Source organism: Streptomyces sp. NPDC022910 (assembly GCF_055561075.1).
On record NZ_JBVHHL010000063.1, the window covers coordinates 1 to 15,718 of the forward strand.

Here is a 15,718-nt window from a genome sequence, read left to right on the forward strand (position 1 = left end):
CCCCCCGGGCGAAGTGCACGCCGAGTTCCAGGAATTGCAACTCACGGCATGAATTGCTCGGCCAGACCCTGTCCGAAAAACGCGAGGCCCCTCAAAGGGCATCGCCGAGGACCGTGGCGGCGGTGATGCCCTGCTCCTGGAGGCGACGGCGGAATCGGTAGAGCCGTCCTTCGACGGCCCTGCGGCTGGAGGCGAGATGCTCGGCGATCTCGTCCTGTGTCTCACCGGCCACGATGCGCGCAAGGATGGCCCGCACCTCAGGACCGGCAAGTCGCATCACCTCTTCCAACGCCGCCCGCAGGTCCGCCTGCCGCCCCGGATCTCCGTCGGCGAACATCCCGGCCGCATGCAGCGCCAGGGGCACGGCGTCGGCCGCCGGCACGAAGACAAGCCGCCAACGGTTGCGCTGCCACTGGCGGAAGACGGCGGGGAAGTGGAGCGTCAGCCCGCCGATGAAGTAGGTCTCCAGCTTCGCGCCCCGCTCGGGCGACCACCTGCTCCAGGTCTCTTCCACTTTCTTCATGGCAGCCGTCAGCGTGTCTCCGGCGAGCGCGTCGCGGTCCTCAACGGAGTCCTTCAGGGTCCGAAGGTCGTCCAGGGAGGGGTGCACGGCGCGGTCCTTGGCTGCGCACTTCTCGAAGATCTCACCGTCCCTGATCATCCGCTTGAGAGTGAAGTAGCCGTACACCCACAGCCGGTCTCGCATCTCGGACGGGATCTTCGCGGGGCGTCCATCGGCCAGTACGCCGGGATCCGGATCGTCGTCTTCGTACCACTCATCCGAGGACACCGCGGCCGTGTCGTCATCGCCCTCGTACTGCACCGGCCAGCCGCCAGCCGACTCGGAGGCGGCCCATGGAGGGGTCTGCGGTACCGGGGCGTCTCCGAACAGCCAGTCATCATCCGCTTCGTCGAGCGGTTCCCCGTAATGAGGGCACACGTCCTTCATCCTCAGACTCCTTATTTTTCCGGTGCCCTCTCTTATGTAGAAACCAGTCTTCATCCCACGCGAAATGCCGAACGAAATTTAGCGACGCGACGAGAACGCTTTTGACGTGCACAAATGACCTTCAACGGCGGTCCCTGCGCCCCGGGATGCACGCGCGGCGCCCAGCCGGAGCATGCGGAGGTCTCCCGCCGGGCCGACGCTCGCGGCGGCGGGAGCACTACCGAGGCCGTCTCCCGGACGTCAGGGATTCGACAAGGTGTTCCATTTAGGGAGGATGGCGGGTTAGGGTCAATTCCGAACGATCTTGTACGGAGGTGCCGGGATGGAGAACGCCGCGCCCGCCCGTCGGGGCCGTCCCCCGGGCTCCCAGACTGCCGAGGGGGAGCTAACGAGCCGCCAGTCGGCCATCGTCCGCTACATCACGGAGACGGTCGACCGGCAGGGCTACCCCCCGTCGATGCGTGAGATCGGCCAAGCCGTGCACCTCGCCAGCACGTCCTCGGTCGCCCACCAGCTGATGGCGCTCGAACGCAAGGGCATCCTCTACCGCGACCCGCACACCCCTCGCGCCTACCGCGTCAGGCCCTCGTGGGCGCCCGACCTGGGAGGTAGGAGCGAGGCACCGGTCGACGTACCGCTCGTCGGACGGATCGCCGCCGGCGCCCCGCTGCTCGCCGAGGAAATGGTCGAGGACGTCTACTCACTGCCCCGCCAGGTCGTGGGTGACGGCGACCTGTTCGCCCTGACCGTGGCCGGTGACTCCATGATCGACGCGGCGATCTGTGACGGCGACATCGTGACCGTACGACGGCAGGACAGCGCTGACCACGGCGACATCGTCGCCGCGCTCCTGGAGGACGAGGCCACCGTCAAGGTGCTGCGTCGGCAGGACGGGCGGGTGTGGCTCATGCCCCGCAACCCGGCCTACCAGCCGATCCCCGGCGACCAGGCGCAGATTCTCGGCAAGGTCGTCGGCGTCCTGCGCGTGCTCTGAACGACCCGGCCTGCAGCGCCGCCGAGTGTGGTGTCGCCCTTTTCCTACGGTGACTTCACCCGCCTACCGGGTACGCCGGGGACGGGTGTGGCACCGTGGACGCAGGCGGGTCCGCCACTCCCCCCGTGGTGGCGGACCACGCCTCTCTACGTGGCCGTCGACTCCGGCTCCGTCGGGGCGCCCTCCTCGAGGACCTGCCGCAGATCGGTGTACATCCGCAGCCGAACACCGGGCTGGCCGACGTCCCGGGTGGTGTGCTCGGCGGTCGAAGTGCCCCACAGGCGGGCGATCGCGGCCTGGAAGGCAAAGACGGTGGCATCGTCACGGCCCGCCACGTCGATGACGAGCAAGCCGGGCTCGGACAGGTGCGCTTCTCGGATCGGGTCCACGCCTGTCAGTACGTGTTCGTGGACGGCCGGGGTTCTGGTCAGACCCCGGATTCACCTGGCCGGGTGAGTTGTCAGTGTCGACGCCTACCGTTCCCTGTATGACCAGTTCGCCGAACTCCCCTACCCGCTCATGGGTGTTGGAGGCCACCATCCGGACAGCGCCGGCCGCCGATCCTCAATGGCAGGAACAACTCGACAGGCTCCGCCAAATCGCCTCGTACGACCCGAAGACCCAGACGTGGCATGCCCGTCTCGGTGCGCTCGACCTGGCGGGCATGCAGATGCTGCAGACCCTCTTCGACTCCGCGCGCGTCCACGGCACCGAGGTGCGCCTCACGCCCGTGGCAGTCCCGGCGTACTGGGACGGCCCCACCTTCACCAGGGGGCCGGACATGGCCGCTGTGCTGGAGGCTCAGGCTGATCGTGGTCGGCCGCTCGGGCAGCTTCCTCTGGCCTGACGAGCCCGCGCCCGGTGAGGACTTCGAGCTTCGTTGTCGGCGACCTGCAGGTAGTCGGCGCGGGAGCAGCGCTGGGGATGCCCACCATCCCTTGGTCTGTCTGGCTTATGTCGCACGACGTCCACGCGCGTCGTCTGAGCGATCGCCTCGGTCCCACTGCCGGCCTGACGGAGGACGGGAGCTGATGGCGAGGGCGGCGGGGTAGAGCACTTGACGCCCGTAGCGGGCGCGGGCGCGGTCGGCGACGGCTTCGATCGCGAGGGGTTTGTCGTCGCCCGCGTCGAGGGTGAGCTGCCGGGTGGCCCGTTCGGCGGGGCGAAGGGCATCGGCACGCAGCGCGATGCTGCGGACCCGGGCGCGCTGGAGACCGAGGGAGTCGTACACCGCGTACGCCGCGCGGGCCAGGAGGACGGTGTGCTGGGTGGCTTCGGGCAGGGTCCGGCTGCGGCGGGTGGCACTGAGGTCGGCGTAGTGGATCGTGCAGGTCACGCCCGTGGCGATCTGGCCGGAGGCGCGCAGGCGGGCGCCGAGGTCGTCGGCGAGGGCGAGGAGGACGCGCCGGTGGGCGGCCGGGTCGAGTTCGTCGCGGGCAAAGCGGTGCTCCGTGCTGAGGCTCGCCGGTGCCGGGGTGGGGTCGACGATGGTGGTGTCGCGGCCGTGGGCGTGCTCGTGGAGGGCGCGGCCGGCGCGGGCGCCGAGGAGGCGCTGCAGTGTGGGCTGCGGGACGTCGGCGACGTCGCCGACGGTGTGCAGGCCGTACTCGGCGAGCGTCGCGGCCGTTTTCGCGCCCACGCCGGGCAGTTCCCGTACGGGCCGGGGCCCCAGGAACGCGGCGATCGCCTCCGGGGAGTCGTCGATGACGGTGCGCCGGCCTGGCGGGGTGAGGGCGCAGGCCATGGCGGCGAGCATCCGGTTGCCCGCACACCCCGCAGAACTGTGCAGGCCGAAGTGGGCGAGCGCACGCAACTGGACCACTTCGGTCAGGGCCCGGGCGTCGCGCTTCCAGTACGGGAGCGCACCGGTGAGGTCGAGGACGGCCATGTCCGGCTCGATCATCTGCACGCGGGGCGTGATGCCTTCGAGCAGGCGGCGCAGCCGCTCGGGGAGTTCGGCGTCCGGTTCGGCCGGGAGGTCGAAGCGCAGGTGGAGGATGTGACGGCCCACGGTGATCACCCAGCGCTTCCTTGACTCCGGTGACCGAGCCGGCGCAGGTCCGCCGAGCGGGTGCCAGCGGGCAGCAGGTCGGCGTATGGATGCAGGCGGGCCCCGGCGGTGCCGTCGGCGAGCGTGCGCTGCGGAGCGGACGGCTGGGCCGGGGTGGGGGCCGGGCTGGTGCGGCCGAGCAGGTCGAGGGCGGCCTGGGGGCCGTGGTCGCGGCGGGCGGCGGCCACCTCGTCCAGGTCCCAGGCCATCTCGCCGACCACGGTGCGGCGCGGGCCGCGAGCCTCGACCGTGCCGCGCACGAGCAGCAGCCCGGAGTGGAACACGGTGTGCGCGACGTGCTCGTGGGAGTCCTCGAAGAAGGCGATGTCGACGAGGCCGGAGCCGTCCTCCAGGGTGCAGAAGATGATCCGCTTGCCCGACGGGATGGGCGGCGTCTGCGTGGAGGCCCGCACTCCGGCGACGAGTACTTTCTGCCCGGGCACCATGCCGCGCAGGTGGGCGGCGTCGGTCGCGCCGAGCTCGCGCAGCAGCCGGTGGTGGTGCTCCATCAGATGCTGGCTGACGTCGATGGAGAGGGTGTCGAGTTCGGCGCCGAGCTTGTCGCGGCTGGTCATTTCCGGCAGCCCGCTCGGTCCGGCGGTCACCAGCTCGCCGCCCAGCGGCAGCTGCCCGTCGGTGGCGGTGCGGTTGCGGGACTGCCGGTGCAGTTCGGTGGCCTGTAGGAGCAGATCCCGGCGGGTCAGGCCGGGGGAGAGGGCGTCGAGGGCGCCGATACGGATCAGACGCTGGGCGAGCGGGAGGGACGGTCGGGCGCGCAGCCATAGATCCTGCAGACCGGTGTAGGGCTGGCCGACTACCAGGCGGGCGGTCTCCGCCTCGGTGATGCCCTTGACCGTGGAGAACGCAAGGCGCACCCCCCAGCCGTGCCCGGTCTTCTCCACGCTGTGCTGCCCGCGGGAGTGGTTGACGTCGACGGGCAGTACGGCAACGCCGTGGCGGCGGGCGTCGGCGACGATGACCCGGCGCGGCCACATGCCCGGATCGTGCTCCAGCAGCCCCGCGTACAGGTACGCCGGGAAGTGCGCCTTCAGGTACGCGGACTGCAGGGCGGGGACGGCGAAGGCCACCGCGTGGGCGCGGCAGAAGCCGTACGCGCCGAAGGAGGAGACGGTCTCCCACACCTCATCGAGCACGTCCTTGGTGTAGCCGCGCTCGCTGGCCGTGCGACGGAACCAGGCCTCGACTTTGGGCAGCCGGTCGGGGTCGGCCAGGGCGCGGCGGGCGACGTCGCCGGCGGCACGGTCGCAGCCGGTCATCGTGGTGAGGATCGCGATGATCTGCTCGTGCCAGATGACCACGCCGTAGGTGTCGTTGAGCACCGGCTCCAGGTCGGGGTGCGGGTACGTGAGGGCGGCGCCGTGCCGGGCGGCGATGTACAAGGCGGGCATGCCCCCGGAGACGGGGCCGGGCCGGAAGAGGCTGATGTCGGCGACGACGTCCTGCATGTGCCGGGGCTGCAGACGGCCCACCAGATCCTGCTGACCAGGACTTTCGAGCTGGAAGAGGCCGACGGTGTCCGAGGCCCGGATCATCTCGAAGGCCTGCTGGTCGTTCAGACTGACGTGATCAGGATTGTCGAGATCGAGCAGCCGTCCGGTCGTGCGGCGGATCTCGGCGACCGCGTACGCCATCGCGGACTGCATCCGCACGCCCAGGACGTCGAGTTTCAGAAGACCAAGATCTTCGACGTCCTCCTTGTCGGCCTGCACCATCGGGTATCCGGCCGGGGTGGGTTGCACCGGCAGCCGGTCCAGCAGCGCCGCGTTCGACAGGATCACCCCGCACGGGTGCATGGCGTAGCCGCGGGGCAGCGCGTCCAGGCCTTCGGCGAGCTCCCACAGCGGCCCGAACTTCCCCGCCTGGGAGGCGAGTTGCCGCAGCTCCGGCAGTTCGGCCAGGGCACCGCGAATGTCACGGGCGCGTAGATGCGGAAAGCTCTTGGCGATCTCACCGACAACCTGCGGCGGAATCCCCAGGGCGAGGCCGGTATCGCGGAGGGCGTGCCGCGCCCGGTAGGTCTCGGGCATGCCGGTGACCGCGGTCCGCTCCCGCCCGAACCGCTTGATGATCGCGTCGTACACCTCCAACCGGCGCTCGGACTCCACATCGAGGTCGATGTCCGGCAACGACGTACGCCGCTCGCTGAGGAAGCGCTCGAACAACAGCCGGTGTTCGAGCGGGTTGGCCGTGGCGACGAACAGCGCGTGGTTGACCATGGAGCCGGCGCCGGAGCCACGCGCGGCAACCCGGATCCCCAGCGCCCGGGTGTCCGCGACCACCTGGGCCACGGCCAGGAAGTACCCCTCAAAGCCCAACCGGCCAATGACCTCCAGCTCGTAGCGGAGCTGTCGTACGGCACGCTCGTCCGTGTCCAGGCCACGGGCGACCATCCCGGTCTCACACCGCTGCCGCAGCAGCCGCATGGCCGAACCGCGCTCGGGGCCAGCGCCGACGACGGAGGGTTCGGGGAAGTGGGGACGCCCGAGCCCGAGATCGACCGCGGTGAGGGTGCAGGACTGGCCGGTGGCCTCGGTCTCGGCCAGCAGGCGGACCGCCCGGGCGGGGTCGTCGCCGACGGCCCGGGCGATGCGGTCGGCGGCCGCCGCCATGACGTCCGGGTACTTCAGCCACCGTTCGCCCCCGTCCAGGCGCCGGCGGTCGACGGGCCGCAGCAGCCGGGCCGCGTCGAGCACGTCGGCCAGCCGGTGCTGGTCGGGGTCGGCGTAGCGGACCGCGTTCGTCACCACCGCACGGACGCCGAGCTGGTCGGCCAGGCCCACGGTGCGCGCGGCCAGCCGCAGTGAGCCCGCCCCGGTGCCCTGCCGTCCCAGGTACACGGCTTCCAGCCGCAACTGCTCTCCTGCCAGCTCCCGCCACGGCGCGAGCAGCTGCTCGGCGACATCGGGACGGCCGGCGGACAGGGCCCGCACCGGTTCGGAGGCCGGTCCGAGCAGCACCACCAGGCCCTGGTCGGCGTACGCACGCAAGGTGAGCCAGGACACGACCGGCGCCGCGCCGCCTGCCTCGGTGTGCGCGTCGGACACCAGGCGGCACAGCCGCGCCCACCCGGCCGCGTTCTGCGCGAGCAGGGTGATCCGCAGCGGCCGCTCCAGCACGTGCGCGCCGCCGCGCACGGGCGTACGCGGCCGTCCGGCGGCCGGGTCGGGCGGGGTGAGCGGGGCGACGGCGACGTCGACACCGAAGACGGGGCGGATACCGGCGGCCGCGGCGGCGGTGGCGAAGCGGACCGTGCCCGCGACGGTGTCCCGGTCGGTGAGCGCGAGCGTCGTCATCCCACGCTCGGCAGCACGCTGCACGAGGGCACCGGGGAGGGATGCGCCGTAGCGGGCGGAGTAACCGGAGGCGACTCGCAGATGAGTAAATCCACGGCTCGAACCTCCCGTCTTTCGTTCGCCCCTCCCTGACCTGCGTCCTCTCCAGGTATCCACCATAACGCGAAATCGCACAAGCGTGCGAACGGGTGATTCGATGCTGTCCCACGTCCCGCAGCGGCCGCAAGGAGCGGGACGACCTTGATTCAGCGGATCGGGACACACGCTTGTGACGTGCGTCTCAATTCCGATTTCGATCCTGTAGGACGGCCTGGTTCTCGGCGGAAGGGGTGAGGCCGGCGACCGTCGCCCGGCCCGGAAAGGCAGTGATGCCCCACCTGTTCGAGCACCTCGCGCTGCTCGCGGCGTTCGTCGTCCTCACGGTGATCGCCCTCACCTCGCTCGCGATCGACGCCGGCGACGAGCTCACCGAGCCCCAGGCCCGCGTCCTGCACGCCGCGATGAAGATCGTCGAGCACGTCGCGATCACCTACGGCACCGTGCTCGCCGCCCAGGACACGCCTCACGCTGGCCGTGAAGGCGGTGATGCCCCTGCTTCGGTAAAGGCGCCTCCGCGTGCACGCGTGCCGCGGCGGCCGGAGCCTGATGCTGTGGACTTCCCCGTCGATGTCGCGCTCGCCGAGCTCGTCCCGACCCTGCCGGTCGGGGCGGGCTGGCGGTACGAGATGAAGTTCGACGGCCACCGGACCGTCGTCTGGCGTGAGAAGGACACCGTCCGGCTGCAGGCCCGCTCCGGCCGTGACGTCACCGCGGTGTGGATGGACCTGGCCCTCGCGGCCTTCGACATGCTGCCGCCCGGCGTGGTGCTGGACGGCGAGGCCGTGATCTACGCCCAAGGGAAGATCGATTTCGCGGCGGCGCAGTCGCGCGCGCTGTCCACCCAGGCCTTTTTGCTGTCTGTCGTGATCACTCGTCGCGTGCCAGATTCGTGCCAGAAGGCTCGTCGGGCTTCTTCTTCGCGGCATCGGCGCGAGCCTTCCTGACCAGGGTGTCCCGGCTCGCGGCGACCTCCTCTTGTCGCTCGTCATCGGAGTGCTGAAGAACGGCGCGCACGCCAAGCGTCCCGCCGGTGGCGAGGATCTTCGTCCCTGACGCTGCGGGTCCTGAACCATCCGCAGGTCGCCACCTCCGTCACCGTGCAGGCACCCGCTTCGTCACCCCGGAACCAGCCCCTCACCCTCACCGGAAAGCTCGAAGCGCCCGTGGGATTCGATGCGGGGAGCACCGTCGACATCTGGCGGCTCGACGACCCCACGGCGGGTGAGGGCACGCTGATCGGGTCCGCGCCCGTCGCCGCCGACGGCACGTTCAGCTACACGGACCGTCCGAGGGCCAAGGGCGATGTCCAGTACACCGTCCAGTACTACGGCGACGCGCGGCACGCCTATGCCTATGGCACGGTCACGGTCAACATCACCTCTGACTGAGCCCCTGCCGAAGGCGAACGTGCGAGGCCCCGGAAAGCCGGCGGAATCAAGGGGCCGTGGCAACGCGCGGTGAGTTGATCAAGCCGGAAGCAGTTTGGGCAGGCGCTCGGCTGGGGCATCCCAGCCGAGCGTTTCGCGTGGGCGGCTGTCGAGTTCGACGGCGGCGGCGTCGAACTCCTCGGGTACAGCGGCTCCCGCACCGGGCCCAACGCACCCTCGAGCAACGCCCACCAGGAGTGCGCGGACCGGACGAGCCTCCTGGAGGAGCTCTGACGAGGATCTCGGTCGCGGTCTCATTTTTGGTCTCATTCGCATGTGTCCATCCCCGTCCGGACACATTGCGTCCCGGGTCAGAGTCTCCGGACGTGGGGCGAGACGAACGCAGGCGAATGACCCAGTACGAGACCGTGCGCTGCGCCAACACACTTGGAAAGCGTGTTGGGAGCAACCTCTCACGAGTTCGAATCTCGTGTCCTCCGCAGCCGCCTGAACAGGCAAAAAAGAAGGGCCCCGCTGATCGTCAGCGGGGCCGTCAGGCTGCCGGGGCCCTTGACGTTTCGGGGGCTGTGCCACCTTTGGGTGCACCTTCAGGGCCAGCAGGAGGTCTCGCCCGCCGGTCCGGCCCGCGCGGTGGTGCCGCGGGCCGGACCGGCGTGGTGGCTGGTCAGCCGATGGTTGCGATGCCGTCGGTGGTGATGGTCGGGCGGCCCGAGGTGCCGACCACGACGATCTTCAGGGTGTGTTTGGCGGAGCTGGACCAGGTCTTGGTCCAGATCGCCTGGCGGTAGAGGGTGGTGGAGGACTTCAGGTCCACCGTGGTGACCTTGGTGCCGTCGACGTAGACGTAGGCCTGACCGGAGGTGGAGGCCCGCGAGACGATCCAGGCCACCGAGCGTCCGGTGAAGGTCCAGCTGATCGAGGCCCCGGCGGACGAGGCGCTGTAGGAGTAGCCGCCCAGGTAGCTGGAGCTGCTCTTGTGGGTCCAGGTGCCGGTCCGGGTGGTGGAGGTCTCCTGGATGATGTTCGGCGTCCGGTAGACGGAGGCGCCACCGGTGTTGCCGGCCACGTCGTACGCCTTCAGGGCGAACAGGTCCGAGGTGCCGGGCTTGGCGCTGGTCGACCAGGAGGTCACCGTCGGGCCGAAGGTGGCCGAGGACGGCGCGGTTGCCATGACCTTGGCGAGGGCCGCGTTGTCGGCGGCCTTCCAGGTCACTGTGACCGGGACCGCGGTGGAGCTCACCGTGCCGGTGCGCAGCTGCACGCCGGGAGCGGTCGGGAAGGTGGGGGCGGTGGTGTCACCGACCAGGGTGATCGAGCCCGACAGCGTGGTCGACTTGCGGACGTGGGTGGCGCGCACCTGGACGGTGTGGCTGCCGGCGGCCACGGAGATCGAGGCGGAGCGGGCGGAGCCGGAGGTGTGCGCCACGGCCTTGCCGTCGACCAGGACGTCGAAGCCGGAGATCACCGTGGACGGCGTGGAGGTCGTCCAGCTCACTGTGGCCGCGCCCTTGGTGTAGTAGCTCGTGCCGGACTTGGTCGCCCCGCCGGACAGCCCGGTGACGGAGACCGCGCCGACCGGGCCGGCCGCGTAGGAGCGGATCGTGCTGAGGGCGTTGTAGAGCTGGTTGCCGGGGCAGTCGGTGGCGAAGCCGTTGCGGTGCCCGGAGATCGCGTTGAAGCTGTAGCTCTTGCCCAGGGTGAAGCCGTAACTGTCGGAGGCGCCCTCGGGCAGCGACGCGGTACCGGTGCCCGGGTTCACGCCGGTCATGCCGAACTTCCAGGCCGCGATGCGGGCGATGGAGGCCAGCATCGCCGTGCTGGGCTTGGCTCCGGCGAAGGTGCTGGCCGTGGAGTCGCCGCCGCTGAGGTCGGTGTACGTGCCGATGGCGGCCACGCCCATGCTGTTGGTGTTGAACCCGTAGGTCTGGGCGCCCACGATCGGCAGCGCCATCCCGCCGAAGCGGCCCTCGAAGATGGTGCCGCACTTGTCGACGAGGAAGTTGTAACCGAGGTCGCGCCAGCCCTGGTTGAGGTGCTCGGCGTAGATGCCGCGCACGATTGCCGGGGAGTCCGCGCAGGAGTAGTTGTTGGTGGTGTCCGTGTGGTGGACGTACATCACCTTCACCGCCGAGCCGTACAACGGGTAACCCGATTCCCGCGCGCACTCGTCCGCGCCCCAGCCGGCCCGGGTGACCACGGTGGGCGGGGCCACCGTCGAGGTGGTGGTGGCCGGCATCGGGTCCGGCGGGGTCTGCGACGCCGACGCGGAGGGGCTGGCCGAGGAGGTCGGGCAGGACGGGTACGCCTGGGACAGCGACGGAAGCTGGCTGGGCCAGGACGTCGGGGACGCGCTCGGCGAGGCGGAGGTGGGGGCGGAGCCGGAGGCACTGGTGGACGGCGCGGCGGAGGCGGACCCGGTGGCCGTCGGGGTGGCCGTGGGTGAGGCGGAGTCCGTCGCGGTCGGGGTGTCCGAAGCGCCGGTACCTGCGGTGGCCGTTGCGGTGTCGGTCGGGGCGGCGCTGTCCGTCGGTGTGGCGGTATCGGTGGCCGCCGGGGAAGCCGAGTCGGTGGCCGTCGCGTTCATGGCGTAGCCCGCCAGGCCCATGCCGGAGTCCTGCGTCCCGCCGATGGCGGGCTTGCCCGGGTCGACCAGGTCCACCCGCAGCCCGGCGGGCAGCGCGGTCGTCTTGCCGGCGCCGGTCGCGCGGACCTGGATTCCGTTCGACGGCCCCGACCACATAGGCGACATCCCGCCGCGCACACCGGGACGGTTCAGCTCGGCGGCGTCGGGGATGTCGTCCGGCTGCTGCATCTTCAGCCACTGGGTCCAGTGGCCGCCGACGGCGGAACGGGTCCGCACCTCCACCGTGCCGCGCAGCTTGGCGTGCGCGCCGTTCCAAGTGACACCCACCATGCTGAACGGAGCCGTGGACCGGGCCCCCAGCGTCTTGAGCGACGCGTCGGCCCCGGTCAGGGCGAGCGAGTGGACATGCGTCTTGATTGGTCCCGGCGCGGCCGACGCTCCGGCATGGCCTCCCGACCCGGCCATTGCGACGGTCGCCACAGCCACGCCGCCCCCGGCTATCACCGCCCCCAGCGCCACCCACGTACGTGTTTTCAGTCCGGCTCGACGACCGCGCCGAACTCTGTGTTCAGTTCTCATGCCCCACCCTGAAGCCCCGTTGTAGTTGTCATCACAGCCATGCCGAAGGTGGGGGTCGCCGTCCCGCCGAAGTTGCCTCCCGCGGACATGCTGGTGATCGGCAGCGTCTTACCCGCGACGGATGCGTCCAGGGTCAGCACGGCCACGTCGTTGTCGACGGCCGCCAAGTTGAAGGACGGGTGGCTCCACTGGCGCAGCACGCCGAGCGTACTGACGCTTGATCCTCATTCACCTATTCGTCACGCCATGATCGTGCAAAGGGGCCGTCCCGGCCGACGCAGTGCAGGGCAGCCCGGGACCGCGAAGGGCGAACAGGGGTGGACGCTGAGCAGGTTTCGTCAGGCCGGCCCATCACGGGCATGACCAGCAGAAGAGAGCCGTTGGCGTACGCCAACCGGTACGCCAACAGCAGCGCACACCGACGGCAATCCCCTGTGCCCCGCAACCCCTATGACCGGCTGCCATGCTCGGGAGACTTGGCCTGAAAAGCGAACGGTCGCTGCGTCCAGCCAGGTGCTTGATGCGATGGCTGTGGGCCATGTGTGGGCCAGCGGGAGGACAAGCCGTCTCCTCGGGAGGGTTGGCCTCCGGGCCGGCGTGCCCGGTTCCGGTGCCCGCCGAGAGACCCCCGACGCGCACAGGCCTCGGACTCCACCCCACCATGGTCACCGAATTTCTGGAAGACCAGGGCAAGGAGCACGAATCATGATAAGATCCACCGCCCAGCAGGACCCTGGGCAGACAGCAGCCCCCCAGATGGCACCGCCGGGGACCGAAGGGCTCGGACAGCTGCGCGAGACGTTCCTGCCCGAGCGTGTCGGGCCCGTGCGGTTGGCCGCCCTTCTGCTCATGGGGACCGTCTCCCTGATCCTTCCTCCCCTGGGCGCTTACTTCCTCTGGCTCGCTGCCCAGACGCCCAATCTCTCGCGCAAGCAGGCTGCCCGTCGGCTGCACCTCTTCGAGCATGGCCTGGCCGAGGTGGGAAAGAGCGGCGAGGTGTCCGTTTTCCGCTGGGAGACGATGACGGCGCTTCAGGAGATCACCGAGCGGTACGCGAACGGCGTGTACGTCGGCACCACTTACGTCTACACGCTCTACCGCGAGGACGGTACGACGCTCAAGGTGACCGGCTTCTACGCCCAGCCCGAGCGCTGGGGCCCGGCGTTGCAGCAGGAGATCACCCGGGCACAGCTCCCCGGACTGCTCGCCGGACTGAAGCAGGGCGGGACCCTGGCCTACGGAGAGCTCTCGGTGAACCTGGGCGGTGTGGCCACCGCAAAGGACAGCCTGACATGGCCGCAGATCGAGAAGGCCGAGTTCTCACAGGGAGTGCTGGTGCTGCGCAAGACCGGCAAGAAGCTGCCCTGGGCCAGGATCCCGGTCAAGAAGATCCCGAACCTCTTCCTCTTCCTCGCCCTCGTGGAGCAGCTCCGATACGGCGGGCCGCGCCAGGGCGCCTGAACGCCGGAGCACGGGCGAGGGCAAGGCCTGCAGGGGCGGGGAACCACGGGGAATAAGCCGCAGCACGACCCTTCGGCAATCCGGACATTCACGATGGTCAGAGGCTGATCCAGCCTCAAATGACCGCAGCTTCCCAAGCTGAGAGCGCGAGTTCGACTCTCGTCACCCGCTCTTTTTAAAGCCCCAGGTCAGCGGCCTGGGGCTTGTGTATTGGTGAGCCGTTTCGGCGTTTTGTCGACGGCTCTGCACCCGAAGATGGGGCACGCGGAGGGCATGAGCGCCTTGTGGGTGCGGCCCGCTCTTGCGGCAGCACGGCGCTGACCTGCGACTTCACGTCGACCGTCGGCATTCGCGCAGGGAGAGCGGCCCGCCCGTCCCGAACGGCGCCGGACGCCTACCGCGCCTCGCGCATCTCGACAGCAGGGGGCCAAGTCCTTTGCTGGAGCGGGCGCTTGGCTACTCGGATCTCTTGTCAGAGCGGGAGGTCGTCGGGGAGTACTCGGAACGCCTTGTGGCGACCCAACGGTCGTACGGCCCGGAAGTCCCGTCGGTCGAGGGTGAGGATCGCGTCCGTGTCGTAGTCGGCGGCAAGCGCCACATTCACCGCGTCGGCGAGATCGAGTTCCAACGCGCCGTAGCGGACGCGGACCGACTGGGCGGCGCCCAGGTGGTCCTCCGTGATCTCCGGCATGACGACCCGGCCCCGGCTCATCCAGCGCCGCAGGTCGTCGACCGCGCTCAGGGCGGCCTCCCGCCCGAGTTCTCGCGTGGCCACGTGATCGAGTTCGGCCAGCAGGAGCGGGGACATGACCAGGAGGCCGGCCGCCATGATCGCCTCATTCGCCCCCTGGTGCTCCGGGTGAGCCGAGTCGAGGGCGGCCAGAAGGCCGGACGTATCGGCGATGACGATGATCACGCTGCGGTTCCGGAGTCGGAGCCGGTCCCACGTCGGACGGCGTCTGCGACTGTGTCACGAACTTCGGCCCTCGACGGCGTACGGCCCGGCCCCTGGAACGTGCGCGAGAACAGCGGCTCGTCCCAGACACGGTTCGCCATCGCCGCGAGATGGATCCCCTGGCGGATGATCTCAGCTTCGCTTATCCCGCGGCGCTTGGCGGCCTCTTTGATGATCGCCAGATCCTCGGGGTCGGCATAGACATTGGTGCGCTTCATGGACATGTACCAAGCGTAGTCCATGTACTGGATTGATGTATCCGTCACTCGTCCTCGCTCGTGCTGACCGGAACTGCCGAGCTGCCCCCTCCGGCCCTGTCCCGGTGCCAGACTGTTCGTGGGAGAGGGGTATGTCACGGGGGTCGGCTTCCGTGTCGGTGTGCCTGGGATGAGCGTGCGTGTCTCCACGCGCGGAGTACGGACCTCGGTCGGGCCACGCGCAGCGAGGCTCAGCGTGGGCAGCGGCGGCACCAGGATGTCGACCGGGCTCGGCCCCTTCTACGCCTCCAGTTCCCTCGGCGGCAGCCGACGGCGGACCAGCACGCGCCGCACCACACGGTCCCGGACGGTCGCCCCGTCGGCCGCACAACTGCACCGAGTGCGCCGCCGGGCGGAGCGAGCTCAGCAGGAGTCGGAGCGCGATGCCGCCATCGCTCACTTGCGAGAGCTGAGGCGGCAGACGACCAGCGTTCATCTGGAGTCCTTCCCCACGGCCCATCCACCCGGACCTTCCTCAACTGCGGTTGCCCCGGGCGCTTGCCGAGGCCCAGACGTTCCACCTTCAAGGGGTGGGACGGCTGGCCCGCGCGGAGAGGGCTGCGGCCAGGCAACGGGCAGATCAGGACGCGCCCGCCTATCTCGCCGCGGAGCGAAGCGGTGAACACCGCCTTCTCCGACAACCCTGCGGCCGGCTGTGCCGTCGGCGTGGACGGCTCGGTTCTGTCCGTCGTCATGCGGCAACAGGATCTCGACTCGATGCCCGCCCAGACCCCCGGGCTTGAACCCCCGTCCACACTCGTCCCCGGCCAGACAGTCGCACTGCCCGATGAAGCCTGGCAGGGGCTGCACATCGCCTTCGGCTTCGCCGGCGCGGGCGGCGGTGCTCGCCGCCCTCCCCGCTCTCTTTCACATCGCCGAATACCTCGGTGAACCCGCCGCCGACGAGATCGCGGACTGACCGCGCGAACCACCGCCTTCTCACACCGTCACCGGCGGTGCGCTCGACCCCGCCGGGCACTGTTCACCGCCTGTCCTCCGTGATGGGACCTGTCGGTCGACCACGTCCGGGAGATTGACGCGCCTTTCCGATCGCAGGAGGAACACGATGAGATCGTGGCGCTATGCAG

Annotated in this window: 14 protein-coding genes; 6 read left to right on the forward strand and 8 right to left on the reverse strand. The window is 70.0% G+C overall.

All coding sequences use genetic code 11. The features are described 5' to 3' along the window. Positions 1–91: 91 nt before the first annotated feature. Positions 92–949 carry a sigma-70 RNA polymerase sigma factor region 4 domain-containing protein gene (locus ACZ3TS_RS35825; RefSeq protein ID WP_467626030.1) on the reverse strand — a complete coding sequence of 286 codons (858 nt, stop codon included), beginning with the start codon at positions 947–949 and terminating at the stop codon, positions 92–94. A gap of 322 nt (positions 950–1,271) precedes the next feature. Between ACZ3TS_RS35825 and lexA the strand changes: the two genes are divergently transcribed. After that, on the forward strand, positions 1,272–1,943 hold the full coding sequence (lexA, locus tag ACZ3TS_RS35830; RefSeq protein ID WP_467626032.1) for a transcriptional repressor LexA: 672 nt from the start codon (positions 1,272–1,274) through the stop codon (positions 1,941–1,943). 146 nt (positions 1,944–2,089) lie between these two features. On the opposite strand, the gene ACZ3TS_RS35835 is transcribed toward lexA, so the two are convergent. After that, positions 2,090–2,332 (reverse strand): DUF6207 family protein, encoded by a 243-nt coding sequence (locus tag ACZ3TS_RS35835; RefSeq protein WP_467626033.1) that lies wholly within the window; start codon positions 2,330–2,332, stop codon positions 2,090–2,092. A 98-nt stretch (positions 2,333–2,430) separates the two neighbouring features. On the opposite strand from ACZ3TS_RS35835, the gene ACZ3TS_RS35840 reads away from it, so the two are divergent. Beyond that, a complete protein-coding gene (locus tag ACZ3TS_RS35840; RefSeq protein ID WP_467626034.1) occupies positions 2,431–2,790 on the forward strand; it encodes a hypothetical protein in 360 nt (119 codons plus the stop codon). A 105-nt stretch (positions 2,791–2,895) separates the two neighbouring features. Here the strand turns inward: ACZ3TS_RS35840 and ACZ3TS_RS35845 are convergent, their stop codons facing one another. Continuing rightward, positions 2,896–3,963: a DNA polymerase Y family protein gene (locus ACZ3TS_RS35845; RefSeq protein ID WP_467626035.1), complete on the reverse strand. Its 1,068-nt coding sequence runs from the start codon at positions 3,961–3,963 to the stop codon at positions 2,896–2,898. Further along, a complete protein-coding gene (locus ACZ3TS_RS35850) occupies positions 3,960–7,466 on the reverse strand; it encodes a DNA polymerase III subunit alpha (RefSeq protein ID WP_467626036.1) in 3,507 nt (1,168 codons plus the stop codon). The genes ACZ3TS_RS35845 and ACZ3TS_RS35850 overlap by 4 nt, the downstream gene beginning before the upstream one ends. Before the next feature lie 209 nt (positions 7,467–7,675). Between ACZ3TS_RS35850 and ACZ3TS_RS35855 the strand changes: the two genes are divergently transcribed. Both ACZ3TS_RS35855 and ACZ3TS_RS35860 read left to right on the forward strand, forming a co-directional pair. Continuing rightward, positions 7,676–8,350 carry an ATP-dependent DNA ligase gene (locus tag ACZ3TS_RS35855; protein WP_467626038.1) on the forward strand — a complete coding sequence of 225 codons (675 nt, stop codon included), beginning with the start codon at positions 7,676–7,678 and terminating at the stop codon, positions 8,348–8,350. Between the two features lie 219 nt (positions 8,351–8,569). Continuing rightward, complete coding sequence (locus tag ACZ3TS_RS35860; protein WP_467626039.1) at positions 8,570–8,794, forward strand: hypothetical protein; 225 nt, start codon at positions 8,570–8,572, stop codon at positions 8,792–8,794. Positions 8,795–9,458: 664 nt separating this feature from the next. On the opposite strand, the gene ACZ3TS_RS35865 is transcribed toward ACZ3TS_RS35860, so the two are convergent. Then, a complete protein-coding gene (locus ACZ3TS_RS35865; RefSeq protein WP_467626041.1) occupies positions 9,459–11,864 on the reverse strand; it encodes an N-acetylmuramoyl-L-alanine amidase in 2,406 nt (801 codons plus the stop codon). A gap of 89 nt (positions 11,865–11,953) precedes the next feature. After that, on the reverse strand, positions 11,954–12,157 hold the full coding sequence (locus ACZ3TS_RS35870) for a hypothetical protein (RefSeq protein WP_467626042.1): 204 nt from the start codon (positions 12,155–12,157) through the stop codon (positions 11,954–11,956). Between the two features lie 505 nt (positions 12,158–12,662). Between ACZ3TS_RS35870 and ACZ3TS_RS35875 the strand changes: the two genes are divergently transcribed. Beyond that, on the forward strand, positions 12,663–13,418 hold the full coding sequence (locus tag ACZ3TS_RS35875) for a DUF6585 family protein (protein ID WP_467626044.1): 756 nt from the start codon (positions 12,663–12,665) through the stop codon (positions 13,416–13,418). A gap of 472 nt (positions 13,419–13,890) precedes the next feature. Here the strand turns inward: ACZ3TS_RS35875 and ACZ3TS_RS35880 are convergent, their stop codons facing one another. Continuing rightward, entirely contained in the window at positions 13,891–14,334 is a 444-nt protein-coding gene (locus ACZ3TS_RS35880; protein ID WP_467626045.1) for a PIN domain-containing protein, read from the reverse strand. Further along, complete coding sequence (locus ACZ3TS_RS35885) at positions 14,331–14,597, reverse strand: ribbon-helix-helix domain-containing protein (RefSeq protein WP_467626046.1); 267 nt, start codon at positions 14,595–14,597, stop codon at positions 14,331–14,333. The genes ACZ3TS_RS35880 and ACZ3TS_RS35885 overlap by 4 nt, the downstream gene beginning before the upstream one ends. A gap of 651 nt (positions 14,598–15,248) precedes the next feature. On the opposite strand from ACZ3TS_RS35885, the gene ACZ3TS_RS35890 reads away from it, so the two are divergent. Next, positions 15,249–15,521: a hypothetical protein gene (locus ACZ3TS_RS35890; protein ID WP_467626048.1), complete on the forward strand. Its 273-nt coding sequence runs from the start codon at positions 15,249–15,251 to the stop codon at positions 15,519–15,521. The last annotated feature ends 197 nt before the right edge of the window (positions 15,522–15,718 follow it).

Bases quoted from the DNA above. Each gene is read 5' to 3' on its own strand.
- ACZ3TS_RS35825 (WP_467626030.1), bottom strand. From the start codon at position 949: ATGAAGGACGTGTGCCCTCATTACGGGGAACCGCTCGACGAAGCGGAT.
- lexA (WP_467626032.1), top strand. From the start codon at position 1,272: ATGGAGAACGCCGCGCCCGCCCGTCGGGGCCGTCCCCCGGGCTCCCAG.
- ACZ3TS_RS35840 (WP_467626034.1), top strand. From the start codon at position 2,431: ATGACCAGTTCGCCGAACTCCCCTACCCGCTCATGGGTGTTGGAGGCC.
- ACZ3TS_RS35850 (WP_467626036.1), bottom strand. From the start codon at position 7,466: ATGGTGGATACCTGGAGAGGACGCAGGTCAGGGAGGGGCGAACGAAAG.
- ACZ3TS_RS35855 (WP_467626038.1), top strand. From the start codon at position 7,676: ATGCCCCACCTGTTCGAGCACCTCGCGCTGCTCGCGGCGTTCGTCGTC.
- ACZ3TS_RS35875 (WP_467626044.1), top strand. From the start codon at position 12,663: ATGATAAGATCCACCGCCCAGCAGGACCCTGGGCAGACAGCAGCCCCC.
- ACZ3TS_RS35885 (WP_467626046.1), bottom strand. From the start codon at position 14,597: ATGTCCATGAAGCGCACCAATGTCTATGCCGACCCCGAGGATCTGGCG.